At 63.9% G+C, this 26,457-nt stretch carries 26 protein-coding genes and 3 tRNA genes; 16 read left to right on the top strand and 13 right to left on the bottom strand.

Annotation, left to right across the window (positions count from 1 at the left end; genetic code table 11):
- Positions 1 to 100: 100 nt before the first annotated feature.
- The 3 genes from V3C40_RS16955 to V3C40_RS16945 form a co-directional block, all read right to left on the bottom strand.
- Complete coding sequence (locus V3C40_RS16955) at positions 101 to 1,534, bottom strand: Dyp-type peroxidase (RefSeq protein WP_331778042.1); 1,434 nt, start codon at positions 1,532 to 1,534, stop codon at positions 101 to 103.
- Between the two features lie 61 nt (positions 1,535 to 1,595).
- On the bottom strand, positions 1,596 to 2,054 hold the full coding sequence (locus V3C40_RS16950) for a hypothetical protein (RefSeq protein WP_152546463.1): 459 nt from the start codon (positions 2,052 to 2,054) through the stop codon (positions 1,596 to 1,598).
- Between the two features lie 275 nt (positions 2,055 to 2,329).
- Positions 2,330 to 3,391 carry an AI-2E family transporter gene (locus V3C40_RS16945; RefSeq protein WP_331778041.1) on the bottom strand — a complete coding sequence of 354 codons (1,062 nt, stop codon included), beginning with the start codon at positions 3,389 to 3,391 and terminating at the stop codon, positions 2,330 to 2,332.
- 197 nt (positions 3,392 to 3,588) lie between these two features.
- On the opposite strand from V3C40_RS16945, the gene V3C40_RS16940 reads away from it, so the two are divergent.
- Entirely contained in the window at positions 3,589 to 4,215 is a 627-nt protein-coding gene (locus V3C40_RS16940) for a flavin reductase family protein (protein WP_331778040.1), read from the top strand.
- A gap of 2 nt (positions 4,216 to 4,217) precedes the next feature.
- Here the strand turns inward: V3C40_RS16940 and V3C40_RS16935 are convergent, their stop codons facing one another.
- From V3C40_RS16935 to V3C40_RS16925, 3 genes are read right to left on the bottom strand one after another with little or no spacing between them, the layout of a single operon-like run.
- Complete coding sequence (locus V3C40_RS16935) at positions 4,218 to 5,552, bottom strand: MFS transporter (protein ID WP_080698578.1); 1,335 nt, start codon at positions 5,550 to 5,552, stop codon at positions 4,218 to 4,220.
- A 34-nt stretch (positions 5,553 to 5,586) separates the two neighbouring features.
- Positions 5,587 to 6,390 carry a substrate-binding domain-containing protein gene (locus tag V3C40_RS16930; protein WP_331778039.1) on the bottom strand — a complete coding sequence of 268 codons (804 nt, stop codon included), beginning with the start codon at positions 6,388 to 6,390 and terminating at the stop codon, positions 5,587 to 5,589.
- A 17-nt stretch (positions 6,391 to 6,407) separates the two neighbouring features.
- On the bottom strand, positions 6,408 to 7,499 hold the full coding sequence (locus V3C40_RS16925) for a porin (RefSeq protein WP_331778038.1): 1,092 nt from the start codon (positions 7,497 to 7,499) through the stop codon (positions 6,408 to 6,410).
- Positions 7,500 to 7,621: 122 nt separating this feature from the next.
- On the opposite strand from V3C40_RS16925, the gene V3C40_RS16920 reads away from it, so the two are divergent.
- Positions 7,622 to 8,536, top strand: a complete 915-nt coding sequence (locus tag V3C40_RS16920; protein ID WP_331778037.1) for a LysR family transcriptional regulator — start codon at positions 7,622 to 7,624, stop codon at positions 8,534 to 8,536.
- Positions 8,537 to 8,542: 6 nt separating this feature from the next.
- Here the strand turns inward: V3C40_RS16920 and V3C40_RS16915 are convergent, their stop codons facing one another.
- Complete coding sequence (locus V3C40_RS16915) at positions 8,543 to 9,385, bottom strand: FadR/GntR family transcriptional regulator (protein ID WP_331778036.1); 843 nt, start codon at positions 9,383 to 9,385, stop codon at positions 8,543 to 8,545.
- Positions 9,386 to 9,543: 158 nt separating this feature from the next.
- Between V3C40_RS16915 and V3C40_RS16910 the strand changes: the two genes are divergently transcribed.
- Genes V3C40_RS16910 through denD form a run of 6 tightly spaced genes read left to right on the top strand, consistent with a single transcriptional unit; the run spans position 9,544 to position 15,541 of the window.
- A complete protein-coding gene (locus V3C40_RS16910) occupies positions 9,544 to 10,872 on the top strand; it encodes an MFS transporter (protein ID WP_034752002.1) in 1,329 nt (442 codons plus the stop codon).
- A 14-nt stretch (positions 10,873 to 10,886) separates the two neighbouring features.
- Complete coding sequence (gene ltnD / locus V3C40_RS16905) at positions 10,887 to 11,810, top strand: L-threonate dehydrogenase (protein ID WP_331778035.1); 924 nt, start codon at positions 10,887 to 10,889, stop codon at positions 11,808 to 11,810.
- A complete protein-coding gene (gene otnK, locus V3C40_RS16900) occupies positions 11,807 to 13,108 on the top strand; it encodes a 3-oxo-tetronate kinase (RefSeq protein WP_331778034.1) in 1,302 nt (433 codons plus the stop codon). Before ltnD ends, otnK begins: the two co-directional genes overlap by 4 nt.
- Positions 13,105 to 13,749: a 3-oxo-tetronate 4-phosphate decarboxylase gene (gene otnC, locus V3C40_RS16895; protein WP_070301506.1), complete on the top strand. Its 645-nt coding sequence runs from the start codon at positions 13,105 to 13,107 to the stop codon at positions 13,747 to 13,749. Before otnK ends, otnC begins: the two co-directional genes overlap by 4 nt.
- A 20-nt stretch (positions 13,750 to 13,769) precedes the next feature.
- Complete coding sequence (otnI, locus tag V3C40_RS16890; protein WP_331778033.1) at positions 13,770 to 14,561, top strand: 2-oxo-tetronate isomerase; 792 nt, start codon at positions 13,770 to 13,772, stop codon at positions 14,559 to 14,561.
- A gap of 2 nt (positions 14,562 to 14,563) precedes the next feature.
- Complete coding sequence (gene denD / locus V3C40_RS16885; protein ID WP_331778032.1) at positions 14,564 to 15,541, top strand: D-erythronate dehydrogenase; 978 nt, start codon at positions 14,564 to 14,566, stop codon at positions 15,539 to 15,541.
- Here the strand turns inward: denD and V3C40_RS16880 are convergent.
- A complete protein-coding gene (locus tag V3C40_RS16880) occupies positions 15,538 to 16,380 on the bottom strand; it encodes a helix-turn-helix domain-containing protein (protein WP_331778031.1) in 843 nt (280 codons plus the stop codon). The two genes, denD and V3C40_RS16880, sit on opposite strands and share 4 nt — an antisense overlap.
- A gap of 56 nt (positions 16,381 to 16,436) precedes the next feature.
- Here V3C40_RS16880 and V3C40_RS16875 point away from each other — a divergent pair, with 56 nt between their 5' ends.
- The gene (locus tag V3C40_RS16875; RefSeq protein ID WP_331778030.1) at positions 16,437 to 16,931 is read left to right on the top strand and encodes a DUF3224 domain-containing protein; all 495 of its coding nucleotides are present in this window, start codon (positions 16,437 to 16,439) and stop codon (positions 16,929 to 16,931) included.
- Between the two features lie 137 nt (positions 16,932 to 17,068).
- On the opposite strand, the gene uvrB is transcribed toward V3C40_RS16875, so the two are convergent.
- Positions 17,069 to 19,162: an excinuclease ABC subunit UvrB gene (uvrB, locus tag V3C40_RS16870; RefSeq protein ID WP_331778029.1), complete on the bottom strand. Its 2,094-nt coding sequence runs from the start codon at positions 19,160 to 19,162 to the stop codon at positions 17,069 to 17,071.
- 112 nt (positions 19,163 to 19,274) lie between these two features.
- Here uvrB and V3C40_RS16865 point away from each other — a divergent pair, with 112 nt between their 5' ends.
- The 3 genes from V3C40_RS16865 (at position 19,275) to V3C40_RS16855 (ending at position 20,907) form a co-directional block, all read left to right on the top strand.
- Complete coding sequence (locus tag V3C40_RS16865; RefSeq protein WP_175444492.1) at positions 19,275 to 20,489, top strand: amino acid aminotransferase; 1,215 nt, start codon at positions 19,275 to 19,277, stop codon at positions 20,487 to 20,489.
- A 131-nt stretch (positions 20,490 to 20,620) separates the two neighbouring features.
- Positions 20,621 to 20,696: transfer RNA gene (locus V3C40_RS16860), tRNA-Asn, on the top strand.
- Positions 20,697 to 20,831: 135 nt separating this feature from the next.
- A tRNA-Asn gene (locus V3C40_RS16855) sits at positions 20,832 to 20,907 on the top strand.
- 51 nt (positions 20,908 to 20,958) lie between these two features.
- On the opposite strand, the gene V3C40_RS16850 is transcribed toward V3C40_RS16855, so the two are convergent.
- Positions 20,959 to 21,912 (bottom strand): alpha/beta fold hydrolase, encoded by a 954-nt coding sequence (locus V3C40_RS16850; protein ID WP_331778028.1) that lies wholly within the window; start codon positions 21,910 to 21,912, stop codon positions 20,959 to 20,961.
- A gap of 162 nt (positions 21,913 to 22,074) precedes the next feature.
- Between V3C40_RS16850 and V3C40_RS16845 the strand changes: the two genes are divergently transcribed.
- From V3C40_RS16845 to V3C40_RS16835, 3 genes are all read left to right on the top strand, one after another.
- Positions 22,075 to 22,401: a Dabb family protein gene (locus V3C40_RS16845; RefSeq protein ID WP_331778027.1), complete on the top strand. Its 327-nt coding sequence runs from the start codon at positions 22,075 to 22,077 to the stop codon at positions 22,399 to 22,401.
- A 73-nt stretch (positions 22,402 to 22,474) separates the two neighbouring features.
- Positions 22,475 to 22,550 (top strand) — tRNA-Asn (locus V3C40_RS16840).
- A 152-nt stretch (positions 22,551 to 22,702) separates the two neighbouring features.
- A complete protein-coding gene (locus V3C40_RS16835) occupies positions 22,703 to 23,005 on the top strand; it encodes a hypothetical protein (protein WP_331778026.1) in 303 nt (100 codons plus the stop codon).
- A gap of 3 nt (positions 23,006 to 23,008) precedes the next feature.
- Here the strand turns inward: V3C40_RS16835 and V3C40_RS16830 are convergent, their stop codons facing one another.
- The 3 genes from V3C40_RS16830 to V3C40_RS16820 are packed head-to-tail and all read right to left on the bottom strand — an operon-like array spanning position 23,009 to position 25,232.
- Positions 23,009 to 24,025 (bottom strand): sulfotransferase, encoded by a 1,017-nt coding sequence (locus tag V3C40_RS16830; protein WP_331778025.1) that lies wholly within the window; start codon positions 24,023 to 24,025, stop codon positions 23,009 to 23,011.
- Positions 24,022 to 24,759: an aspartyl/asparaginyl beta-hydroxylase domain-containing protein gene (locus tag V3C40_RS16825; protein ID WP_331778024.1), complete on the bottom strand. Its 738-nt coding sequence runs from the start codon at positions 24,757 to 24,759 to the stop codon at positions 24,022 to 24,024. Before V3C40_RS16825 ends, V3C40_RS16830 begins: the two co-directional genes overlap by 4 nt.
- Entirely contained in the window at positions 24,744 to 25,232 is a 489-nt protein-coding gene (locus V3C40_RS16820; RefSeq protein ID WP_331778023.1) for a GNAT family N-acetyltransferase, read from the bottom strand. The genes V3C40_RS16825 and V3C40_RS16820 overlap by 16 nt, the downstream gene beginning before the upstream one ends.
- 168 nt (positions 25,233 to 25,400) lie before the next feature.
- Between V3C40_RS16820 and V3C40_RS16815 the strand changes: the two genes are divergently transcribed.
- Positions 25,401 to 26,405 carry a hypothetical protein gene (locus tag V3C40_RS16815; protein ID WP_331778022.1) on the top strand — a complete coding sequence of 335 codons (1,005 nt, stop codon included), beginning with the start codon at positions 25,401 to 25,403 and terminating at the stop codon, positions 26,403 to 26,405.
- Positions 26,406 to 26,457 lie beyond the last annotated feature (52 nt).

Raw genomic sequence — 26,457 nt, 5'->3', positions numbered from 1 at the left:
GCAAGGTTGGCAACACGCGCGTGTGGCAACGATAGTGCAATGACAGGATCAATGCAAGCGGTCCGGGCCGTTCCGCTTGCATCTGCTGCCCGCCCGCCGCCTAACTCAGGTTTGCCAGGTAGCGCAATCCCGTGATGCTTGGGAAGAAGCAATACACGCCGCCGCGCGTGATGACGCTGCGCGAAAAATGCTGCAGTTTCGTATTGCCGCTGCCCTTGGCGCCCACGCCGGGCAAGGTGAAGGAACTGACGCTCGGGTCGTTGATTCCCAGGAACACGTCCTGGCCGCTGATGTTGAGCGTGGCATTGCCCGCCTCGGGACCGGCCGGGCCGACGGCCGATTTGACGAAGGTAGCGTCATCGTTCCATTGCTGCATCAGGAATTCGAACTGATTGCGCAGGTTGGCGTTGATGAAATAGCCGACCAGTCCCCGCTGCTCTGCAATGGGTGTCACCGGATCGTATTCGCTGCCGTAGGGCATGGCCCGCCGCACGATGCGGTGGTGGCGGGCCGAAGTGCCCACGACGCCTTCGTCGCGCGGGTTGTTGCGCCGGATATGCGCGCCGACCGGGCATTTCAAGCCCAGCGTGTCGTCCCGTTCCGGCTGCGCATCGACATAGTGAAAGCGGTTCAGGCTGGCGTTCGGCAGCACGGGCCCCGGTTCGTCCGGCGCGAGCACGAGCGGATTGCCGTTGCGCCAGCGCCCGCACATCTTGGCGGCCACCATCTCGGTACTGAGTCCGGAGCTGGCCGCGCCCTGGCTCAGAATACTGTCGAACAGGGGTACGTCCTGCTCCAGGATGCGGAAGGCGGCATAGCTGCCATTGGTGGACAGTTGTGGCGGCTGCACCTGGTAGGTGCCGCCGTTTTCATTCGGATAGCCAAGCAGGAATTCGCCCGTCTTGACGCTGTTGAGCGGGTCCGGGTCGTATGCGCGTTCGTGCTTGCGCGGCGGGGCGCCGTCGACGTCGGGCTGGGCGATATTGTCGCGGTAGCCGAAATGCACGCGGTTGCCTGGCAGGGCCACGCCGTCGTGCGCATACAGTTCATGCCAGCCGGCGGCAAAGGCGCCACGCAGCTTGGCCGACGTTGCCTGCAGCACTTCCTCCGATTCGCTGACCCACAGGCTCAGCATCGCATGCACCTGGCCGGCTGTGGTGGCCGGCCCCAGGTTGCCGAGCCAGTGTTCGGGGGCGCTGTCGCCCACGTCGCCCACGGCGGCGACGCTGGCCGGATCGACCGCACCCCGTTGAAATGCCTGGTCAAAGGTGGCCAGGTCGGCCGCGGTTATCCCCAGAGCCGACAGGCCGGGAGCGGTAAAGCTGAGGTTCAGGAAGCAGGGCGGCTTGGGGTGGATATGGCGCGCGGTGGTAATGGACGGCAGCCCGTCGCTGCCGTCGAGCAGGGCCGCGATAGTGCGCCGCGCCTGCGCCGCATCCGTGATGCTGAAGATGAAATGGCGCGCCAGGTTGACGCGGTAGCCGCGCAGGATCGTGCCTTGCACGTCGTCGTAATCGATGGTGGGATCGGCCATGCTGTTTCTCCGGGGGCTGGGGTGATGGGGCCGCTTGCGCAGCCCCGGCGTGGCGTTTTCTTTAGACGGAAGCGAGGATTTGCTGGACGGTCTGCGGATAGGCGTTATACAGGCCCGTGTTGGGCACGTGCTGCGCGGCGTCGTTGGCGGTGATGAAGGCTTCGAATGCGGCCACATGGTCGGCAACGGGCATCAGCGCCTTGCCGCCCACGACAAACTGCAGCAGCGCGTCGAATACTTCGCCCAGCTGGGCCACGAAATCCTCGATGTAGCCGTTGAAGCTGCCGTCATACTCGGTGATGACGCCGATGATCAGGGTATCGGAAGTGCCCGTCTTGCCAATGTTGGGCAAGAGATTGGCCTGCGAGCGGTCAAACAGGACGAAGCGGGCAAAGTGCACGGTACCGATGTTGGTGAGGGCGGTATTGATCTTCGTCTGGTATTCCTGCAATGCTGCGGCGATGGAGATCGGATTGGTGCCGGGTAGTACCGGCATCATTAAGCACAGTGGATTTGCCATGGAAGGCTCCTCATTACGTGGTTGTCGGGACGACCGACACTACGCCGCGGCTCCTGCTGCGTCAAAAACTATATTTTTGCATTTGTTGCTAAATGTATACTATTGCAACATGATAGTTGCTATGAAATGTGGTCTCATGTGGATAGTTGCCGAGGCTGGCCGGCGCCGGCGGACACTCTGCCGCCAGGCGGTTCTTGCCTGATTCTGGAAGCGCAAGTGGCGCCGCCCGCAGGCCGGGTTCCGGATGGTTTATTTTTGCAGGCTGGGACGGCGCCTCAATCCTCGGCCTGGAACTCGCTGGCCGAGACGAACAGGTCCCACGAGGCGATGAACAGGGCCGCGACCACGGGGCCGATGACAAAGCCGTTCAGGCCAAACAGGGCCATGCCGCCCACGGTCGACAGCAGCACCACGTAGTCGGGCATCTTGGTGTCCTTGCCCACCAGGATAGGGCGCAGCACGTTGTCGACCAGGCCGATGACGAAGACGCCGAAGGCGGCCAGGCCCGCGCCTTGCCAGATGGCGCCCGTGGCCAGGAAGTAGACGGCCACGGGCGCCCAGACGAGGGCGGCGCCGACGGCCGGCAGCAGCGACAGGAAGGCCATCAGCACGGCCCACAGCAGGGGTGCCGGCACGTCGAGGAACCAGAACGCCAGGCCGCCGAGGGCGCCTTGGGCGATCGCCACGAGGATGTTGCCTTTCACCGTGGCACGGATCACGGTGGTGAAATTGGTGAACAGGCGCTGCTTGTACTTGCGGCTCAGCGGCACGGCACCCTTGATGCGGGCCGACAGGGTCGAGCCATCGCGCATGAGGAAAAACAGCAGGTACAGCATGATGCACAGGCTGGTGAGAAATTCGAAGGTGTACAGGCCCACGTTGATGGCTTTCACCGCCACCACCTGGCTCACCTGCGTGGCGCCCTCGGCCAGCTTGTCCTGCAGGCTGGCCAGGCTGGTCAGGTTGAAACGGTCGAGCAAGTTGATCAGCCATTGCGGCAGCACCGCCATGATTTTATTGAAGAACATGGCAACCGTGATTTCGCCCGAACGCACCATTTCCACGACGCTGGCCGCCTGGTTCACGAGCGAGACGGAAATGAGCGACAGCGGCAGGATCACGATGACGATGATCAGCAGCAAGGTCAGCAGCGACGCCAGGCCGGCGCGTCCCTTGGTTTTCAGCAGCAGCCAGCGGTACACGGGCGCGAACAGGATCGCCAGGATGACGCCCCAGAAGATGGCGCCCGCATACGGCGCCAGTATCCAGCCGAAGCCGATGGTGACGATGCTCAGGAGGAGTAGGAACACTTTCTGGTGCAGCGTGAGGGTAGGCATGGGCGGTAGCGGAATGATAAGGGTTGAGTTGTCCCATCATAAGCGAGGCATGGTGCGGCGCGCCATACAATTGTCTCGATGCGTGCGCGAGCGCACCTGGCGCCGGCGGTCTGACAGCGCGGTGGCGGCAATTCCAGTAAGCTGTCGTTCCAGGCGTTCCATCCCGGGCGCTGTTGACTTTGACTTCAGGAACGCGCGTGGCCGACAATATTCACTTTTATGAACCTGCACAGGGCCATGGCTTGCCGCATGACCCTTTCAATGCCATCGTGGGGCCGCGGCCCATCGGCTGGATCGCCACGCAGAGCAGCGAGGGCGTGCTCAATCTGGCGCCGTACAGCTTTTTCAACGCCTTCAATTACCATCCGCCGCTGATCGGTTTTTCCAGTATCGGCAGCAAGGATACCCTGCGCAATATCGAACAGACGGGCGAATTCGTGTGGAACCTGGCCACCCGCCCACTGGCCGACGCGATGAATACCAGCTGCGCGCCGGCGCCGCCCGAAGTCGACGAATTCGCGCTGGCCGGCCTGACGCCGGCCGCCTCGCGCATCGTCAATGTGCCGCGCGTGGCGGAAAGTCCCGTCTCCTTCGAATGCCGGCGCACGCAGATCATCGAGCTGCAAGGCGTCAATGGCGACGGTGTCGGCAGCTGGCTGGTGCTGGGGGAAGTGGTGGGCGTGCACATCGCGCGCCACCTGCTCAACGATGGCGTGTACGACACGGCGGCCGCCGCGCCGATCTTGCGCGGCGGCGGTCCGGCCGATTATTTCGAGATCGGGCCGGACAGCCTGTTCCACATGCGCCGGCCCGCCTGGCCGTAACATCATGCAGGGAGCGGATGGCGCTCCCTGACGATGCCGCGATAGATCAGCCACGTCGCCACCAGGCTGATGGCGCCGGCGCCGGCCATCCAGTAGCCTGGCGCCGCCTTGTCGCCGGTGCTCTCGATCAGCAGGGTCGATACCAGCGGTGTCATGCCGCCGAACAGCGCGGTGGCCAGGCTGTAGGCCAGCGAAAAGCCCGTGGTCCTGACGCTGGCCGGGATGATTTCCGTCAGCGCGACGATGGTGGCCCCGTTGTAGCTGCCGTAGAGGAAGGACAGCCACAGCTCCACCATCAGCATGTGGTCGAAACTGGGATGGGCGACCAGCCACGACAGGGCAGGATACGCGGTCAGCACCGTCAGCGCCGAGCATACGGCCATGATGGGCCAGCGGCCGATCCGGTCGGACAGCGCACCCATGACGGGCAGCCAGATGAAGTTCGACAGGCCGATGCACAAGGTGACAAGCAGGCTTTCCTCGGTGCTCAGCTTGAGCACGTTCTTGCCGAAGGTCGGCGTGTAGACGGTGATCAGGTAGAACGCGACCGTCGTCAGCACGATCAGCATCGTTCCGGTGACCACCAGCGGCCAGTTGAGGGCGATCGTCTTGAGCATTTGCCGGAACGTGGGATGCGATTTGCGCGTCAGGTAGGCCTCGGTCTCCTGCAGCGAACGGCGGATGTAGAACACCACGGGGATGATGGAGCAGCCGATGAAGAACGGGATGCGCCAGCCCCAGTCCGCGATGAATTCCTTGCTCAAGGTTTCGTTGAGATAGTAGCCGAGCGCGGCGGAAAAGATGATGGCCACCTGCTGGCTGGCCGATTGCCAGCTGACGTAGTATCCCTTGTTGCCGGGTGTCGCCATCTCGGACAGGTAGACGGACACGCCGCCCAGCTCCACGCCGGCGGAAAAGCCTTGCAGCAAACGCCCGATCAGCACGAGGAATGGCGCCAGTAGCCCGATTGTGGCATAGCCGGGCACGAAGGCGATCAGCGCCGTGCCGGAAGCCATGATGGCCAGGGTCAGCACCAGGCCCTTGCGGCGGCCGATGCGGTCGATATAGCTGCCGAGGATGATGGCGCCCAGCGGCCGCATGAAAAACCCCGCGCCGAAGGTGGCGAACGTCATCATCAGGGCCGCGTATTCGCTGGTGGCGGGGAAGAAGGCCTTGGCAATGTACGTGGCGTAAAAGCCGAACAGGAAAAAATCGTACATTTCGATGAAGTTCCCGCTCGTCACCCGGATGACGGTGGCGATGCGCGAGGGCGGACGCACTTGCGCGCGCGGCGTTGCGGCCTTGGCGATGGGTGCGGCGGTGGAGGGAATGTCCATGATTTACCTATTGATGAAAGATGAGTGACGTCGCCTAGTGCGCCGTTGTCGCTGGCGCCGCCGCCGGTTCCAGTCCGGTCGCTTCGATCGCGCCCGCGTTGGCAGGGGCGGCGAGGAAGCGCAGCAAGGAGCGGCCGGCTTCCGGTTCCTTGCCGCCCGGGACCAGCGCCGCCGAAAACTGCGTCATCTTCTGCACTTCCGGCGGCAGCAGGCCGACGATGTCGATACCCTCGACCGGCAGCAGCTCGCTGCGCTGCTGGCAGCCGAAATCGGCCTGGCCATGCGCGATGATTTCACCGACGGGGGTGGCGGGAATTTTTGCGGCCTTGCCCTGCATCTGCTCCGAAATCTGCAGCTTGTTCATCAGCTGCGTCTCGATGTAGACGCCGCTGGCGCTGTCCGAATAGGCGACCTTGTCCGCCTTCAGAAAGGCGCTGCGCAAGCCCTCGGTGGTGCTGATGTCGGGCTTGGCCGCACCGCGCCGCACGGCGCAGGCAATCGGTGAATTGGCCAGGACCACCTTGCTGCCGGGGACCAGGCGGCCTTCCTGCATCAGCTTGTCGAGCGCGTCGCCCACCATGATGACGACGTCGATCGGCTCGCCGCGCGCCAGGCGTGCCGGGATCGCATTCTTGGTCGTGCCCATCGACGGCCCCCATTCGGAAACCAGATGGTCGCCGCTGGCGCGCTCGTAGGCGGGCCCGAGGTTTTTGTAGGCCTGGGCGAAACCGCCCGAGCTGACCACGCGGATGTCGGCGGCATGGGCCGCGCCGGCGGCGAGCAGCATGAAGCCGGCCAGTAGGGGGGCGGAGCGCCGCACGAGGATATGTTGAAGCATGGTTGTTTCTCCTGTCGTTAAAATTTATGCATGAGGCCGAGCGTCAAGCCCATGCCTTTGCGGTCGTTGGCCCGCGTTCCCGTGACGCCGGCCGCATCGCCTTGCCACGTGGTGTAGTCCGATTCGAGATACAGGGTCGAGCGCGGCGAGAGCGTTTTTTCCAGATAGGCGAAAGCGCGCTGGAAGCCGTCGTCGACGTGGCCCGTGGCGCTGCGCCGTACCTTGTAGTAGGCGGTCGTGAGCAGCACGTCCGGCGCCATTTGCCGGCTTACGCCGGCCGATATCACGCTCTGCCGGACCGACTTGCCGGCGCCCACGTCGGCGCGGTTGACGCCCAGGTTGGCCTTGAACTGCCAGGCGTCCACCTTGTAGGCGGCGCCCACGGTGGCGGCGTCGAGGCTGCGGTTGTCGCGATTGCGAAAGCGCATCGCAGCCCCGCACACGGCCAGCCCCGCCTGCTGGTACGTCAGGGCGCCGCCCCAGGTCGACAATGGCGACGTGCCGCCCGCCACCTCGCCGAACGAGTAGGCGGCGCGCGCCACCACCGGCCCGAGGCTGGCGCTGGCTTTCACCATGTTGTCGAGACGGTAGAAGTTGTCGGCATAGCCGCTGCTGCCGTATTGCTGGCCGAACGAGTGGCGGCCAAAAGCCGTATTGCTCAAGCCCGTGATGTTCACGTTCGGATTGAACGAGGCGTAGCGGATGCCCAGCGGGTCCACCGGTGCGATGGCGTCGGCCAGCAAGGTCGCCTGGCGCCCCATGGTCAGGGAGCCCAGCGGTGACTTCAGGCCCACCCACGCTTGCCGGTCGAACAGCTTGTCGGATTTGGCCGCGCTGCCCGTATCCAGATTCAGGCCACCCTCGAGGCGGTACAGCGCCTGCCAGCCGCCGCCGAGGTCTTCCTGGCCGCGCAGGCCCCAGCGGCTCGTGTTGTTGATGCCGCTGCTGATGGCGGGCGTGGTGCCGCCTGGCGTGGGCGCATTGGCGGCGTTCAAGCCTTTGCCATAGCGGATGCCGGCATCCGCGATGCCATACAAGACCGCGCCGCTCTGGGCCAGGCAGGTGCCGCTGGCCGCGAACAACAGCGCGAACGTGGAACAATGTCGCATGGTGTCTCCATTTTTTTTGGGGGATGCCTTCTTGATGCCTTCTTGGCGAGGCTCAGCATTAAGACCCCATCATCGTTGAAATGGCATAATTTGATAATTGCAATTTTTCCGGGGATTCATGCATGCAGCGCATCAATTACGAACTTCATGATTTGCAGGCCTTCGTGGCCGTGGCGGAGCGCAACAGCTTTCGCCAGGCCGCGGCCGACCTGTTCCTGTCGCAGCCGGCACTGAGTCGCCGCATTGAAAAACTCGAGGATGCGCTGGGGGTCAAGCTGTTCGAGCGCACCACCCGGCGCGTGCAGCTGACCAATGTGGGGCAGGTGTTTCTGGTGAACGTGCGCGATGCGCTCAACGGTCTCGAGGATGCCGTGCTCGGTGTCGCCGACCTGGCCGCGCACCGTACCGGGATGGTGACGTTCGCCTGCGTGCCGTCGGCCGTGTGGCACTTCCTGCCGGACGTGCTCAAGCGCTTCAGCGCGCAGTTTCCGAAGATCCGCGTGCGCGTGCATGACGAAAGCGCGCAGGACGTGCTCAACCTCGTGCTGACGGGCGAGGCGGATTTCGGCATCAGTTTTACAGGCGCGGAAAATCCGGAGATTCTTTTCCAGCCCATCTATGTCGAGACCTACGTGCTGGCGATGCGGCACGACCACCGGCTGGCCAGGCGCAAGAAGCTGAGCTGGAAGGATACCGTCGACGAACGCTATATCTCGGTGTCCAAGTCGAGCGGCAACCGCAGCGTGCTCGATGCGGCGCTGGCCGGCGTGGAAAAGCATCCGTGGATCTCGTGCGAGATCAACCACGTGTCAGGCATCTTGGCGCTGGTGGAGTCGGGTTTGGGCGTGGCGGCGGTGCCAGGGCTGTCGATTTTGCCGGAGCGGCAGGGCACGGTGGTCGGCGTGCCGCTCGTCAATCCCGCCGTGAAACGGACATTGGGCCTGATCAGCCGGCATCAGCACGCGATGCCGCCCGCGTCGCGCACCCTGTTCGACATGATGAGCGCGAGCATAGGCAAGCAGGGGCGGCGGGCGTGAGCGGTCTTATTTTTGCATGATGGGATCGCGCCCCAGTGTACGCGCCAGCGCGCCGCCGTCGCCGCGCCAGAATTCGCGGTCGGCCAGGCGCACGCGCTCGGCCGCATGCTGCATGTGTTCCATGGCCGCCTGGCGCGCCCGTTGCGGGTCGCCGTCGGCGATCGCCTGGACGATCTTTTCATGTTCGTGCCGCACTTCGATGGAAAAGTCCGTGCGCCGCGCTTCATTCGCGCGCGTCACCTTCACGGCCGAGCGGATCGGGTCGGCAAACATGGCAACGAATTTCGGCCAATAGGGGTTGCCCGTCGCTTCAGCGATCGACAGGTGCAGGCGCACGTCTTCTTCCACGCCGTCGACGCCGGCCGCCACGGCTTCCTCGATCCGGTGCAACGCATGCTCGATGTCGGCCAGCTGGCCCGGCGTGCGCCGCACGGCCGCCAGCGCGGCGATTTCCGCCTCCAGTCCCTGCCGCACCTCGATCAGGTTCAGCAGCGATTGCACGGACTGCTCCGTCAGCGCGTCGCCCCGTTCGCCCGTCTTCGCGCCATCCTGCGCGCACACGAAGGTGCCGCTGCCCTTGCGCGTAACGAGGATGCCGTCGGCCTGCAGCAGGGCGATGGCTTCGCGCAGCACCGTGCGGCTCACGCCGAAGTGGCTGGCCATCGCCTGCTCCGACGGCAAACGCGTGCCGCCGGCCAGGCCATCGTTGTGGATTTGCTGGCGCAGCCGTGCCGCCACCCGCGCACCCAGGGTGCCGGTGGTGAAACTGCCCGCGGCGGGCTCCGGCGGGGGAAGGGTAAAGCGGAACGTGCGGTCCATCGGGTGCATCCTTGTGCTAGCGGTTCTCATGGGGCTTGCCTGCTTGCCATTATATGGAATATACAGCTTGACACACACAAAACACACACATAATATACATCCATACAAATTTTAGACAAGTTGCCAGCCACCTCCGGTGGACCATAAAAACCCGGCACGGTCGATCCCCCAGCGATCAGGAGACAAGCATGGACGTATCACAAGCATTGCCCGGACAGCCGGCCGGCGCCGCCGCAAGCCAGAAAACCATCGACGACGCCGTCTACCGCAAGGTGACCTGGCGCATCATTCCCTTCCTCATGCTGTGCTACATCGTCGCTTACCTCGACCGTGTGAACGTGGGCTTCGCCAAGCTGCAAATGCTGGCCGATCTGCAGTTTTCCGAAACCGTATACGGCCTGGGCGCGGGCGTGTTCTTCCTCGGCTACTTCCTGTTCGAAGTGCCCAGCAACGTGATGCTGCACAAGATCGGCGCGCGCGTGTGGATCGCCCGCATCATGATCACGTGGGCCGTCATCTCGGGCGCCTTCATGTTCGTCACGACGCCGACCCAGTTCTACGTCATGCGCTTCCTGCTCGGCATCGCCGAGGCGGGTTTCTTCCCCGGCATCATTCTTTATTTGACCTACTGGTATCCGTCCGAGCGCCGCGCGCGCATGGTGTGCACCTTCATGGCCGCCATTCCCGTGGCGGGCCTGATCGGCGGCCCCCTGTCGGGCTGGATCATGGAAACCTTCGCCGGCTGGCATGGTTATGCGGGTTGGCAGTGGATGTTCGTGCTCGAAGCGATTCCCGCCGCGCTGATGGGCGTGGCCGTGCTGTTCTACCTCGATAACAGCATCCGCGCCGCGAAGTGGCTGACGGAAGACGAAAAAGTCATCCTCGAACAGCGCATCGCCACGGAAGCGCAGGGCAAGGTATCGCACCCATCGATCCGCGCCATGTTCGCCGACCCGCGCATCTGGGTCATGGCCCTGATTTATTTCTGCTGCGTGATGGGCCAGTATTCGCTGACCTTCTGGTTGCCCAGCCTGATCAAGGCGGCCGGCGTGACGGGCGTGCTCAATATCGGCCTGTTCACGGCGATCCCGTACTCGGTGGCCGTGGCGTCGATGATTTTGCTGGGCCGCAGCTCGGACAAGTACCGCGAACGCCGCTGGCACATGGCCATCCCGCTGGTCGTCGGCGCCGCCGCCATCGTCTGCAGCGCGCTGGCCGGCGCCCATAACACGGGCTGGGCCATCTTCTTCCTGACGATCGCCGCCGGCGGCATCCTGGCCGCCTCGCCAATGTTCTGGAGCCTGCCGACGGCTTTCCTCGGCGGCGTCTCGGCCGCCGCCGGCATCGCCGCCATCAACTCGGTGGGCAACCTGGCCGGCTTCGCGGCGCCGTACATGATCGGCTCGATCAAGGACCTGACGCAGTCGACCGACATCGCCATCTACCTGCTGGCCGGCATCCTGGTGATCGGTGCCATCATCATCATGCGCGTGCCGGCCAAGCTGGTGAACAAATAAAACTGGAGTAGCAGATGAACGTAGAAATGAAAAAAGTGGGCGTGATCGGCCTGGGCGCCATGGGCATGGGCATCGCGCAATCGTTGCTGCGCGCCGGCTTTGAAGTACATGCCTGCGACGTGCGCGCCGACACCGTGCAAGCGCTGGCCGGCCAGGGCGCCCATGCGGCGCGGTCTCCGGCCGCGCTGGCGGCGCAGGTGCAAGCGATGCTGATCGTCGTCGTCAATGCGCAGCAGACGGAAGCCGTGCTGTTTGGCGAACACGGTGCGGCTGCCAGCCTGGCGCCGGGCAGCGTGGTGATCGCCTGTGCCACCGTGGCGCCCGAGTTTGCCGAGGCGCTCGGCGCGCGCCTGGCGGCCATGGGCCTGCGCTTCATCGATGCGCCCATTTCCGGCGGCGCGGCCAAGGCGGCTGCCGGCGAGATGTCGGTGATGGCGGCCGGCGCGCCCGATGCGTTCGACGCCTGCGCCGGCATTTTCGACGCCATCTGCGCCAGGCTGTACCGCCTGGGCGAACAGCCGGGGCAGGGCTCGAAGGTCAAGATGATCAACCAGTTGCTGGCCGGCGTGCACATCGCCGCCGCCGCCGAAGCGATGGCGCTGGGCTTGCGCGCGGGCTGCGACCCGGACGCCCTGTACGAAGTCATTTCGAACAGCGCCGGCAGTTCCTGGATGTTCCAGAACCGCGTGCCGCACATCCTGAAGGGCGACTACACGCCGCTGTCGGCCGTGAATATCTTCGTCAAGGATTTGGGCATCGTGCTCGATTACGCGAAGAAAAGCGTGTTTCCATTACCGCTGTCCGCCACGGCGCACCAGATGTTCATGCAGGCATCGGCGGCCGGCTTTGGCGGCGAGGACGACTCGGCCGTCATCAAGACTTTCCCGGGAATTACTTTGCCGGCGAAGGAGTCACTGAATCAAGAGGAACCATCATGACCGTACTACTGGGATGTATCGCCGATGACTTCACGGGTGGCACCGACCTGGCCGGCATGCTGGTCAAGGCCGGCATGCGCACGGTGCAGCTGATCGGCGTGCCGCAAGGGCCGCCGCCAGCCGATGTCGACGCCGTCGTCATCGCCCTCAAGTCGCGCACGAATGCGCCCGAGGACGCCGTGGCCGAATCGCTGGCCGCGCTGGCATGGCTGCAGCAAGCCGGATGCAAGCAGTTCTACTTCAAGTACTGCTCCACGTTCGACTCCACGCCGCGCGGCAATATCGGCCCCGTGGCCGAAGCGCTGATGCGGGCGCTCGACACGGATTTCACCATCGCCTGTCCCGCATTCCCCGCCAACGGCCGCACCATCTACAAGGGCAACCTGTTCGTCGGCGACGTGCCGCTGGCCGAATCTGGCATGCGCGAGCATCCCCTGACGCCGATGACGGATTCGAACCTGGTGCGCGTGCTGCAGCAGCAGGTGCAAGCCAAGGTAGGCCTGGCCGATTTCTCCGTGGTGGAGAAGGGTGCGGCCGCCATCGCCCAGCGCTTTACGGACTTGCGCGGCCAGGGCTGTCATTTCGCCGTCGTCGATGCCGTCTCGAACCGCGACCTGGAAGCCATCGGCGCCGCCTGCGCGGACTTGAAACTGATCACTGGCGGCTCCGGCATCGCCTTGGGACTGCCGCAGAATTTCCGCCAGCGGGGCCAGCTGGCGCCATCGCCGGCGGGACAGGCTGGACACTTGCCGCCGCCGACAGGACTGCGCGCCGTGATCTCGGGCAGCTGCTCGGTGGCCACGCAGCAGCAGGTGGCGCATTTGCGTGAACTGGCGCCGGCGTTCCACGTCGATCCGCTGCAGTTGGCCGCAGGCGGCGAAGTGGTCGACGCCGTGGTGGAACAGGCCTTGGCCTGGGCCGGCGCGCACCTGGCGCAAGGTCCGGTGCTGATCTATGCCACGGCCACGCCGGACGCCGTGCGCGCCGTGCAGGCGCAGCTGGGCGTGGAGCGTGCCGGCGCCCTCGTCGAGGAAACCTTGGCCGCCATCGCGCAAGGCCTCGTGCGCCTCGGCGTGGGCCAGCTGATCGTCGCCGGCGGCGAAACCTCGGGCGCAGTGGTGAACGCGCTGGGAGTGGCGGGCTTGCGCATCGGCCCCGAGATCGACCCTGGCGTGCCGTGGACGCAAGCCTTGCCTGCGCCGGGCGACGATGGCCGGGCGCCCTTGGCGCTGGCCCTCAAGTCCGGCAATTTCGGCACGGTCGATTTCTTCAGCAAGGCCTGGCAGGTGCTGGCATGAGCGCCACCGAATCGCGCCAGCGCGAGCTGATCGTCGACTTCGGCAAGTCGCTGTTCGAGCGGGGCTTGACGGCTGGCAGCAGCGGCAACCTGAGCGTGCGCCTGGATGACGGCTGGCTGCTCACGCCGACGAACGCCAGCCTGGGCCGGCTCGATCCGGCGCAATTGTCCAAGCTCGATTGGGACGGCAATCTGATCAGCGGCGCGCCGCCGTCAAAAGAGGCGTTCCTGCACCGCGCCATGTACGAACAGCGGGGCAGCGCCGGCGCCATCGTGCACTTGCATTCGACCCATTCGGCCGCCGTGTCGTGCATGTGCGGCTTGAACCATGACGACTGCATTCCGCCGCTCACGCCCTACTTTGTGATGAAGGTGGGGCGCTTGCCGCTGGTGCCGTATCACCGGCCCGGTGACCCGGCGCTGGCCGGTGCGATCAGCGCCATGGCGCGCAAGCACTCGGCCGTGCTGCTGGCCAATCACGGTCCCGTCGTCTCGGGCACGAGCCTGGAAGCGGCTGTGTATGCGGCCGAGGAACTGGAAGAGACGGCCAAGCTGTTCCTGCTGCTGCGCGACGTGCCCACGCGCCCGCTCGACGCGGCGCAGATCGCGGACCTGAAGCACACGTTCAAACTCGACATATAAGATTCCCAAGGAGATACCGCATGCCCCGCTTTGCCGCCAATTTGACCATGATGTTCAACGAAGTCCCTTTCCCGCAGCGCTTTGCCGCCGCCGCGCAAGCGGGTTTTAAAGGCGTCGAATTCCTGTTCCCCTACGATTACGCGCCGCAGGAAGTGGCCGGCTGGCTGCGCGAGCACGGTTTGATAAATGTGCTGTTCAACCTGCCGCCGGGCGACTGGGCGGCCGGTGAGCGGGGCATCGCTTCGCTGCCGGGCCGCGAAGAAGAATTCCGTGCCGGCGTGGCGCGCGCCATCGAGTATGCGCTGGCGCTGGGCACGCCGCGCGTGCACATGATGGCGGGCCTGCTGCCCTTGGGCGCCGACGTCAAGCTGCACCGCGCCACCTACCTGGCCAACCTGCGGTACGCGGCCCAGGCCGTGGGCGAGCATGGCCTTGAGCTGCTGATCGAACCGATCAACGGGCGCGACATGCCCGGCTACTTCCTCGTCACGCAGGCACAGGGCCATGCGCTGCGCCTGGAGTCGGGCGCGGCCAACGTCAAGGTGCAGATGGATTTTTACCACACGCAGATCGTCGAGGGCGATATCGCCATGACGTTCAAGAACAACTTCGACGGCATCGGCCACGTGCAGATCGCCAGCGTCCCGGCGCGCAATGAGCCGGACGATGGCGAAGTCAACTACCCGTATCTGTTCAAACTGCTCGATGACCTCGGCTACGAGGGCTGGATCGGCTGCGAATACCGTCCGCGCGGGCGTACTCAGGATGGCCTGGGCTGGCTGGCCGCTTACAACAACAAACAAGGAGCATGAACATGAAAGTACTGATTACCGGCGGCGCCGGATTCCTGGGGCAGCGCCTGGCGCGCCAGTTGCTGGCGCAAGGCCAGCTGACGGACAGCCACGGCCAGTTGCAAACGATCAGCGAGCTGGTACTGGTCGACGTGGTGGCCGCGCATGACTTCAACGATGCGCGCGTCAAAGTGGTCACGGGCGACATCGCCGACGGCGCTCTCATGCGCGCCACCATCGATGCGCAGACCAGCTCCATCTTCCACCTGGCCGCCATCGTCAGCGGCCAGGCGGAAGCCGATTTCGAGCTGGGCATGCGCATCAACCTTGACGCCTCGCGACTGCTGCTCGACATCTGCCGCGAACTGGGACACAAGCCGAAGGTCGTGTTTACCAGTTCCGTGGCTGTGTACGGCGGCAAGCTGCCGGACGTGGTGCAGGACACCACCGCCCTGAATCCGCAATCGTCGTACGGCGCGCAAAAGGCCATCGGCGAATTGCTGCTCAACGATTACAGCCGACGCGGCTTTGTCGATGGCCGCGTGCTGCGCTTGCCCACCATCAGCGTGCGTCCCGGCAAACCGAACAAGGCCGCGTCGTCGTTCGCCAGCGGCATCATCCGCGAACCGTTGAATGGCGAGGCGGCCGTGTGCCCCGTGTCCACCGATTTGCGTCTGTGGCTGCTGTCGCCGCGCGGCGCCATCGCCTCGCTGATCGCCGGCCATGAACTGGCGGGCGAGGCGTTCGGTGCCAGTCGCACGGTGAACTTGCCGGGTTTGAGCGTGAGCGTGGGCGAGATGATCGCCGCACTCGAAGAAGTGGCGGGCAGCGAAGTAACAAAGCGCATCAGCTATGCGCCCGATCCGGCCGTCGAGCGCATCGTCAAGAGCTGGCCCGGCGCCTGGGATACCCAACGCGCCGAAGCGCTGGGCTTGACGGCCGATGCGGATTTCGCCAGCATCATCCGCGCGTATATCGACGACGTGAAAGCGGCCGGCTAGGCGGCTGTCGGCAGTTGCGAGCGGCGATAGTCGAGCGGCGTGCTGCCCACCAGTTCCGCAAAACTGCGGCTGAAATGGGCCTGGTCGAAAAAGCCCAGTGCATGCGCCAGGCTGGCCAGGTCGGGCGCATCAGGCTGCGCCAGGCGCCAGATCGCTTCCTGCAGGCGGTAGCGCTGGATCACCCACTTCGGCGGCACGCCCACGTAGTTGGCGAACAGGCGCTGCAGCCGGCGTTCGCCGATGCCCATTTTTTCGCACAGCTGCGCCACGCTCGCCGGGCCGTTGTGGGCCGCCGCCGCGGCCGTCAGCCTGGCGGCCAGCAGGGCCGCGTCATCGACCTGCGGCAGCCTGGCCAGCAGCAGCGCCTGCGCCTGCGCCACCATGGCCGTATCGCCGGCTTGCCGCAGCACGAGCGCCTCGGCTTCCCCTGCCGGCATGCCCAGCAGGGCATCGGCGGCGATGGCCGTGTCGGTGAACGATGACAGGGGCTGGCTGATGAACGGGCGCAGGCCGCCCGGCGCGAAACGCACGCCCAGCACCTTACCCGCACCGGTCAACGGCCTGTCAAAGGCGCCGCGCACGACGCCATGGATGGCCGTGCGTCCAAGGTCAAATACCAGGTGGGCGTTCGGGTAGGGCAGCACACGCTGCGTCTCCGGTGGACAGCCTCGCCTGTCCCATTCCACCACCCAGAAATACTCGACGAACGGCGCCAGCGCGGTGTCCGGCGGATAGGTCGCCAGCCGCAGGCGGCGCGCCGCCGCCTGCGGGTCGACGATGCCCTTCGGCGCCTGGCAGCGCGCGGCGAGCACATTGCGCGTGCTGTCGGCTTTATCCAATATTTGTCTCCTGAGCGGTACTAGGATGGTTCTCTCGCATCGATTGAAAGGGAATCATGAAATCACACAGCTTGTCCGGCCTGGTGCTGGCCGCATGTTGTCTATCGGTGGCGCCGGCCGGCGCCGCTTCATCTGCAGAGGGAGATCATCGCATGCCAGTGCACGCCACGGGAAGTTTCAGCATCACCATGACGCCATCTGCGGCGCCGCAGCGTGCGGGGCGCACGGCCTTGGGCAAGGTATTGCTCGACAAAGTCTATGCCGGCGACCTGGTCGCCACGGCCAAGGGGGAGATGCTCAGCGCCGTCACCGACACCAAGGGCGCGGCCGGCTATGTCGCCATGGAAGCCATCACGGGCGTGCTGCAAGGCAGGGAAGGCAGCTTCGTGGCGCAGCATGCGGGCACCATGGCCGATGGCAAGCAGCAGCTGTCCATCGTCATCGTGCCGCATTCCGGCACGGGGCAACTGACGGGCATCAGCGGGACGCTGGCCATCCGCATTGAAAACGGCCAGCATTTCTACGACATCGACTATTCGCTGCCGGAGTAGGGCAAAGCCCATGGGCAGCGGTCCTGTAGGCGCTGGTGCGGTCAAGGCTTTTCAAGTAGGTCGGATTAGCGGCAAGGCCGCGTAATCCGACACCGCCACCAGCGCCAACGATGTTGTCGGATTACGGCCCGCAGGGCCTAATCCGACCTACCCAGTATCGATGTCACATTGTCGGTACCTGGTGCGCCGAACAGCTGCTGCTTGAGGATATGCAGCTGGTCGCGCACTTGCGCCGCTTTTTCGAACTCGAGGTTCTTGGCGTGGTCGACCATCAGTTTTTCCAGGCGCTTGATTTCCTTGCTGACCTGTTTCTCGCTCATGGCCTCGAACTTGGCCGCTTCCTGCGCCACTTGCAGGGTTTCGCGCGCTTCCTGCGGGCTGTAGACGCCATCGATCATTTCGCGGATCGATTTCTTCACGCCGATCGGGATGATGTTGTTGGCCGTATTGAAGGCGATCTGCTTGGCGCGGCGGCGTTCCGTCTCGTCGATGGCGCGGCGCATGGAGTCCGTGATGCGGTCGCCGTACAAAATCGCCGTGCCGTTCAGGTTACGCGCGGCGCGGCCGATGGTCTGGATCAGGCTGCGCTCGGAGCGCAAGAAGCCTTCCTTGTCCGCGTCGAGGATGGCGACCAAGGAGACTTCCGGCAAGTCCAGGCCCTCGCGCAGCAGATTGATCCCCACCAGCACGTCGAAGGTGCCCAGACGCAGGTCGCGCAGGATTTCCACGCGCTCCACCGTCTCGATATCGCTGTGCAGGTAGCGCACCTTGATGCCATGGTCGCCCAGGTATTCCGTCAATTGCTCGGACATGCGCTTGGTCAGGGTCGTCACCAGCACGCGCTCGTCCTTCTTGATGCGCTCGACGATTTCCGACATCAGGTCGTCCACCTGGCTGCTGGCGGGACGCACGATGATTTGCGGGTCGACCAGGCCCGTGGGGCGCACGACCTGTTCGACCACCTGGTCGGAATGGTTCTTTTCGTATTCGGCCGGCGTGGCCGAGACGAATACGGTCTGGCGCATCTTCTGCTCGAATTCCTCGAATTTCAAGGGCCGGTTGTCGAGCGCCGACGGCAGGCGGAAGCCGTAGTCGACGAGGTTCGTCTTGCGCGAGCGGTCGCCGTTGTACATGGCGCTCAGCTGGCCCGTCAGTACGTGCGACTCGTCTAGGAACATGATGGCGTCGGGCGGCAGGTAGTCGACCAGGGTCGGCGGCGGCTCGCCCGGCAGCGCGCCGGACAGGTGGCGCGAGTAGTTCTCGATGCCCTTGGTGAAACCGATTTCCGCCATCATTTCCAGGTCGAAGCGCGTGCGCTGCTCGAGCCGCTGCTCCTCGATCAGCTTGTTCTCCTTGCGGAAGAACTCGAGGCGCTCGCGCAGCTCGTCCTTGATGGTTTCCACGGCGCGCAGCACGGTGGAGCGGGGCGTCACATAGTGCGAGCCCGGGTACACGGTGAAGCGGGGGATCTTTTGCCGCACTCTGCCCGTCAGCGGGTCGAACAGCTGGATCGATTCGATCTCGTCGTCGAACATTTCCAGGCGCACGGCCAGCTCCGCATGCTCGGCGGGGAAGATGTCGATCGTGTCGCCGCGCACGCGGAAGGTGCCGCGGCCGAAATCGACTTCGTTGCGCGTGTACTGCATCTGGATCAGGCGCGCGATGACGTCGCGCTGGGCGACTTTGTCTTTGACGCGCAACGTCAGGATCATCTGGTGGTATTCGTTCGGGTTACCGATACCGTAGATGGCCGAGACGGTGGCGACGATGATGACGTCGCGCCGTTCCATCAGCGATTTGGTGCACGACAGGCGCATCTGTTCGATATGCTCGTTGATCGACGAGTCCTTTTCGATGAACAGGTCGCGCTGCGGCACGTAGGCTTCCGGCTGGTAGTAATCGTAGTAGCTGACGAAGTATTCGACCGCGTTTTGCGGGAAAAAGTCGCGGAATTCGCTGTACAGCTGCGCGGCCAGGGTCTTGTTCGGCGCGAAGACGATGGCGGGCCGGCCCATGCGCGCGATGACGTTGGCCATGGTGTAGGTCTTGCCCGAACCGGTCACGCCCAGCAGGGTCTGGAAGGCCAGTCCGTCGGCAATCCCCTCTGATAACTGGTCGATTGCCGTGGGCTGGTCACCGGCCGGAGGGAAGGGCTGGTGCAGCTTGAACGGGGAGTCCGGGAAAGAGATAATTGCGCTTTCCGTCTCGCTGGCGGTAGATAATTCGGGCATGTGAATCAGACCTTTGTTAGAATAGTGCTCTGCTGGCGGCCCTGGCGTTGTATTTTGGGGCGCTGTCTACAACTCCGCTGTGAACCTGCTTCCAATCGAATCCAATCTTATCATGACGAACCCAACTGTTTCTGCCAGTCTGTTTAGCGCCATCGAGATGGCCCCACGCGACCCGATCCTGGGCATCACCGAAGCATTTAACGCGGACCAGAATCCCGCCAAAATCAATCTGGGCGTTGGCGTCTATTATGACGACAACGGCAAAGTGCCTCTGTTAGCTTGCGTACGCAAGGCGGAAGCCATCCTGATCGAACAGGCGGCGCCACGCACCTATCTGCCGATCGAAGGCCTTGCCGCCTACGACAAGGCTGTGCAAGAACTCGTATTTGGCGCCGACAGCGCCGTAATTCAAGAGCGCCGCGCCGTCACCGTGCAAGCCATCGGCGGCACGGGCGCACTGAAGATCGGTGCCGACTTCCTGCAGCGCTTCGCGCCGGGCGCCCAAGTCTACATCAGCGACCCGAGCTGGGAAAACCACCGTGCGCTGTTCGAAAACGCCGGTTTCGTCGTCAATAACTACACCTACTACGATGCCGCCACCCATGGCGTGAACTTCGACGGCATGCTGGCCAGCCTGAACGCCATGCCAGCCGGCTCCATCGTCGTGCTGCACGCCTGCTGCCACAACCCGACCGGCGCCGACCTGAGCGTGGCCCAGTGGGATCAGATCATCAGCGTGGTGACCTCGCGCGGCCTGGTGCCGTTCCTGGACATGGCCTACCAAGGCTTCGCCAACGGCATCGCCGAAGACGGCGCCGTGGTGCGCCGCTTCGCCGACGCGGGCGGCCCGCTGCTGGTATCGAACTCGTTCTCGAAATCGTTCTCGCTGTACGGCGAGCGCGTGGGCGCCCTGAGCGTCGTCGCCTCGAGCGCCGACGAAGCGGCACGCCTGCTGTCGCAGCTGAAGCGCGTCGTGCGCACCAACTACTCGAACCCGCCAGTACACGGCGGCAAGGTGGTTGCCACCGTCCTGGCGACGCCGGAACTGCGCCAGTTGTGGGAAGAGGAACTGGCCGGCATGCGCGTGCGCATCCGCGAAATGCGCAATGCCTTCGTGGAAAAGCTGAAAGCCAAGGCGCCAGGCCACGACTTCGAATTCGTGCGCCAGCAAATCGGCATGTTCTCGTACTCGGGCCTCACCAAGGAGCAGGTGGCGTCTTTGCGCGAACAATCGATCTACGCCGTCGACACGGGCCGTATCTGCGTGGCAGCATTGAATTCGCGCAATATCGACATCGTCATTGACGCGATCGCCAAAGTACTTTAATATCTTGCTTCTTCGGCGCTGCATGCAAGTGCGGCGCTGATGGCGGTAGAAAGTCGGCGATGGCCGTGTTTGTGATGATGCAGTGTCGGTCTTGCAAATATGGAACAAGCGACATATAATATTGCCTCTTTTCCCTGATAGCTCAGTTGGTAGAGCGACGGACTGTTAATCCGCAGGTCCCTGGTTCGAGTCCAGGTCGGGGAGCCAGAATTCGAAAGGCCACGTTGAAAAACGTGGCCTTTTTTGTTTTTGCGGCGCCCGCGTATAGCTTGGGCCACGATAAGATTTTCCCTATGGAAATCTGGACAGCGCCAAGTTTGGCCTATATAATACGGCCTCTTTTCCCTGATAGCTCAGTTGGTAGAGCGACGGACTGTTAATCCGCAGGTCCCTGGTTCGAGTCCAGGTCGGGGAGCCAGAACACGTAGCAGCAGAAAGCCCAGCCTTCACCGGTTGGGCTTTTTGCATTTCAGCGCGCCGCGATGGGTGCGGGCAGGGTCTCGATGATCGATCGCTGGAATTTCTCCGGTTCATCCTGGTGTATCTGATGGCCCGACTGTTCGAATACAAACAGCCCCTTCCTCGGCGCCTGCAGCTGCTCAAAATAGTCTTGCGTGATGCGGGTGGAGGTCTGGATGTCGTTCTTGCCAACGAAGAAATAGACCGGGCAGTCGACTTTCTTTAAGGTTTTCGGCAAATCGATATGCATCACCTCGTTCCATACGGGCGACCAGGCTTTGGACCATTGCAGAAAACCGGTCTTGAAGCCATCGCTGGTAGCAAAAGCCTTCCCCTCTTTATGGAAAAGCCATTTGCGCAGGTAAAACAGGTCTTCATCCTGTTGAAAGGGGATATGCACTTGCGCCAGTTCCTTGCTGGCGAAGGCATCGTCCCGGAAATGCGTCTTCAAATTGGCCAGCAATGCCATTTCGCTGGCCAGCTGGCTGATGACGGGATTGACGGCGAAATACGCATGCAGCAATTCCGGATGCTGTTCGACGATATGAAAACCGAGCACATTGCCCCAGGAGCTGCCCAGCAAGTATATTTTTTCCTGCCTGAGCTCTTTTTGAAGAAACGTGATGACCTGATACGTGTCCTGCTTCATCTGCGCGACGGAAGGCTGGCTAGGCGACGGATTGAGTTTCAGGGTTTTTCCCGCATCGCGCTGATCCCACTGCACCAGCGTAAATCTGTTTTTCAGGATGGCGGTGAAGGCATCCGCATTCTTCATCATCGAACTTCCCGGTCCGCCCGATAAAAAGAGCAGAACAGGTTTTTTTGAGTTATCTGTCTTGATTTCCACAAACTGCTTGATCCCGCCGATGTCCGGTGTCAGCAGCGCATCGATGGCGAGCGCTTGCGCTTTGCTTGCGGAAAATGGCATCAGGGTGATGAATAGCACTGCCAGTAGCTTAGTCATGGGCGGATATCGATGGTGGCCTGCGGGTATGGGGTGTCCATGGGGGATATTATCCGAATAACATGTTGCATATAGAGAATATGTGTGGCGTGGCGGGCCGCTGCCTGTGTGCTTTTTCGTTTTGCGCTATCCTGAATGCAACCCCATAGGAGAGCTGCCACCATGACCTGTTCAATTCCGTTGCGCCATATCGTCCTGTGTGACTTTCTCGAGGACATCACACCGGCCAAGCATGCCGAGCTGGTCTATGAATTTTCTCAGCTTAAATACCGCATTCCCGGCGTGCTGCAATTCGAATGGGGACCGAACGTCAGCCCGGAAGGCCTCGATGACGGTTTTACCGATTGCTTTACCTTGACCTTCGATGGTGCCAGCGCGCGCGACGTGTACCTGGCCCATCCGGCCCACCTGGCCTTTGTCGATCTGCTCAAGCCATGGCTGGGAAGGGTGCTGGTGTTTGACTATCAGCCCCGGGAAAATCCGGGCTGATCGCCGCCGCGCGTAAATTTTTTGGCGTAAATCTGGACAACTGAAAATTTGCCCTATAGAATGCGGCCTCTTTTCCCTGATAGCTCAGTTGGTAGAGCGACGGACTGTTAATCCGCAGGTCCCTGGTTCGAGTCCAGGTCGGGGAGCCAGAACATCAGCAGTATCGAAAAGCCCAGCCTTTACGGTTGGGTTTTTTGCATTGCGGCCATGGTTCTCGTGACATTTCACGCTGATTTGCCAAAAAGTATCTGTCATACTTGCTCGGCACGTTTGCTGCCTCTCGATGAAAACAACCTTTCCTATGAAGAATCTCTGCGCCCTGCTGTTGATGCTGGCCGCCGGCACGGCCTACGTGCCCCTTGCCGGCGGCCAAGGGCGCCAGCCGGTATCCGAAGCGAAGGTCAAACAGCAGATCATCGCCGAGTCGATTGCCGCCTATCCTGGCCGCTGCCCCTGTCCCTACAATGCCGCCAAGAATGGCAGCGCTTGCGGAGGGCGCAGCGCATGGAGCCGGAAGGGCGGTTACGCTCCCATCTGCTATGAGCGCGAAATCAGCAGCGAGATGGTGCGCAAGTGGCGCGAGGACAATGCCGCCGCGCTGTGACTATTACCCCGTGCGCAACGCTTCCAGCGCCAGATAGCCGGGCTGTACTTGCGCGGCGATGGTGGCCAGGCCGTTGGCTGCGGCCACTGGCGGATCGCCGTGGTAGGCCGTGCCGTATTTTGCATGCACGCCGCCGCGCGCGCGCATCGCTTGCAACTGTGCCGGCGTGGGGGCGATGCCCAGGCGGGTCAATACATCGCTGAACACGATATCTGGCAATTGCTTGTAGTGAATTAATTGCAGCTGGCCGGCGGCAGCATGGGGCAGGGCGGCCTTGAACAGGCTGGCCAGTACGAGGCCCGTATAGCCATCGATATCGCCTGGCGCCAGCTGGTGCGGGGGCAGCGGCAGCTGTGCCTGGTGCAGCATGCCGGGCACCATTTGCGGGCCGCGCTGGCGCTGGTGCGAGGCCAGCACGGCCAGCGGTTCGCGGTAGACGAACAGGCAGGGCGTGCCGGGAAACGCTTGCAGCAGCAAGTCCAGACTGTGGATGTGCCAGCAGTCGAACTTGATGATGAAGTGCGTCTCTGTGCCCGAGCGGCGCTGGCCCAGTGCCAGGATGGTCTGGCGCAACAGGGCGATGCCGGCGGCTGGGGCATCGCTGTCGTGATACATGCGCAGCAGCGAATCGATCACGGGCGGCTCGGACATGACTATGCATTGCGGCAAGGACGCCAGCAGCTGGCTCAGCAGGGTTGAGCCGCAGCGCGAGACGTGGAAGATGAAGGCATCGGGCGCCAGGCCATCGCCCAGCGTGGCCATCATGGTTAGCGCGGCCAGCGGCGTGCGGCAGACGCGGCGCTCCTCATGCGGCTGGCGCGCCAGGGTATTGACAAAGAAGGCGTCGCTGAAAGCCGTGTCCCCCAGCGCGCGCCAGCACATGGCGGCGTCCGCCAGCGCCTCGCCGCGCTCCACATACAGCGGATACCAGCCGCGCAAGTCCATGCCTTCGTGCCACGCCACCGTCTCGCCCTTGGCCAGCAGGCGTTCCTGCTGTGCCAGGCCATGCGCGGCGCTCACGGCGCGCTCCCTTCTGCCAAGGCGGACAGTTGGCTGGCCAGCGCCAGGCTGGCGGGCGAGGGGGACAGCCGCAGCTGGGCGATGACGGCCCGCACATTGCCATCGTTGATGCTGGGGTCGCCATATTTGTTGGCTGCTTTCGGCGCGAAGCCGGCCGAGGCGAACAGCGTTTCGAGCCAGGCATTGGTGACGCAGTCGAGCACGAGGTGGATGCGCGGCGCGGCGCCATCGTTGCGCACCGCATGCAGGCAGCTGGCGTCCATGTACCAGGCATGGCCGGCCGCGAAGTGCACGTTCTCGCCGTCGATGCTGAACAGCACTTGGGGCGTAGTGTGGATGGGAATGTGGATGCGGATCAAGCCATCGGCCAGCGACGTGCCGGCGTCGCGGTGGGCGCGGATGATGGCGCCTGGCGCCAGAGCCATCAGGCGCGCGGCGCGGATCTCGCAGGCGAAGCTGGCGAGCACCTCGCGTAGGCAGGGGCAGCGCGCCAGTTGCGGTGTGCTGGCATAGGCGGCGCCGTCGACGGGCATGATGTCGCCGGCTGCTCCACCGGGCGAGCGCAGCGGCACGCAACTCCAGCCCGTGTCGTAGGCGCCCGTATTGAAATGAGGGAGCCACTCGCCGGCGGCGAACTGGTCGCTGTCGCGCTGCATGCGCGCCACGTCAAAGCGCAGCGGCAGCCGCAGCCAGGTGCTGGGCGGAATCGGCGCCCCCACTATGGCGCGCTCCATTCCAGTTGTTCCTGGACGTCGTTTTCCCCGCATAATCGAAAGCCCAGCCGCTGGTACAGCGCGCGCGCGGCGGTGTTGCTTTTGTTGACGGCAAGCTGGATCCGGCATTGCTGCGCGCCCGCTTGCGCTTGCAGGCCGCGCAGCACGGCGCTGCCGGCGCCCTGGCCTTGCGCGGCGGGCAGGATGGCGATGTCGACCAGATGCAGCACCTGATCCAGACGGTCCAGGACCAGGCGGCCGATGGGCGTGTCGCCGTGCTGCAGCACCAGGTACATGGCCTGCGGATACGCTTGCCGGTAACCGTGGCTTTGCATGCGCTGCTGCATGGTGATCAGCTGCTCGATGACGGCGGGATCGGCCGGCATCTGGCGCAAGTCGTCGCGCGTGGAGCTGTACAGCGCGGCGGCAAAGCCATCGTCGTCGTCGCGCTGGACGCGCAACTGGTAGGGGGCGGAAAGCGGCAAGTCGTGCATCGGTGCTCCGGTAGGTGGTGGCGATGGGGGCGATGGTGCCAAATGCGCAGGCGTTTATTTATTTGCTATGCTGCCAATTTTTCCGCTCACTTGCAATCATTTCAAGGAAGCCACCATGCATTCTGTCTTTATCCCGCCTTTTCCGTGGAGTTGCCCGTGGAGTTGCGCGTGACTTCGGCGCGCGCGGAACTGGCCGCCATGGCGGCCGCGCTGTGCGATCCTCAGCGTACCCTGGCCAGCCTGGTCGGCGAAACGGTGCAGCTGCGCCAGCTCGTCGAGCGCCATTCGCGCCTGCCCATGGACCGGCAGGACGGCTTGCGCGACGGCGAAAGTTTTCTCCCCAGCGGCTGGGCCATCTCGCCCGTGCAGGCGGGCCTGTGCGCGCGCGAGCCCTACCGCAGCGCCGCCTTTATCCAGGGCCTGGCGCAGGCCGTGCGCGAGCGGCTGGACGTGAACGGAGGCCGGCCCGTGCGCGTGCTGTATGCGGGCTGCGGTCCGTTCGCCTTGCTGGCCCTGCCGGTGATGGCCGTGCTGGACGCGAGCGAGGTGCAGTTTGCCATCCTCGACGTGCATGTTGAGACCCTGGACTATGCGCGCGAACTGATCGCCGCCCTGGGCCTGGATAGCCACGTCGCCGAATACCTTTGCGCCGACGCGGCAGCCTACCGCATTCCTGCGGGCGCCATGCCGGACGTGATCGTCAGCGAAACCATGAATACGGCGCTGGGCAAGGAGCCGCAGGTGGCCATCCTGCGCAACCTGCACGCGCAAGCGCCCGCGGCGGCGCTGCTGCCGGCGGCCGTCACCGTGCACCTGGGCCTGGACCGGCGCAGCCCCGGCGAGCCGTGCACGGACTGGGGCCGCGTGTTTGCGCTCGATGCGGACGCCATGCGCGCCTGGCAGGGGGAGCGGGGCGACACGCTGCCCGCCGCCAGCATCCGCCTGCCTGACGTGCTGGAGCAGGCGCCGCGTTTGCTCACGCGCATCCGCGTGTATGGCGACATCGTCCTGGGCGACCACGAGTGCAGCCTGAACCTGCCATTGCCTTTGCCGGACAAGCCCTCGTTGGCTGGCGGCAGCGTGCTGGACTTCCATTACCGCCTGGGCGGCCAGCCAGGACTGGCGTTTTGCCTGCGTGAAAAACAGGAATTGCACCAGCCAATATCTCAGTAGTAATACTACATTGGCAGACTATTTACTTCTGTAGGATAATATGGAACCGGTT

The sequence above is a fragment of the Janthinobacterium sp. LS2A genome (genome assembly GCF_036543145.1).
Classification (GTDB): Bacteria; Pseudomonadota; Gammaproteobacteria; order Burkholderiales; family Burkholderiaceae_D; genus Janthinobacterium; species Janthinobacterium aestuarii.
Note: the sequence above shows the minus strand (reverse complement) of the source record. Positions and strands in the feature narration are given on the sequence as shown.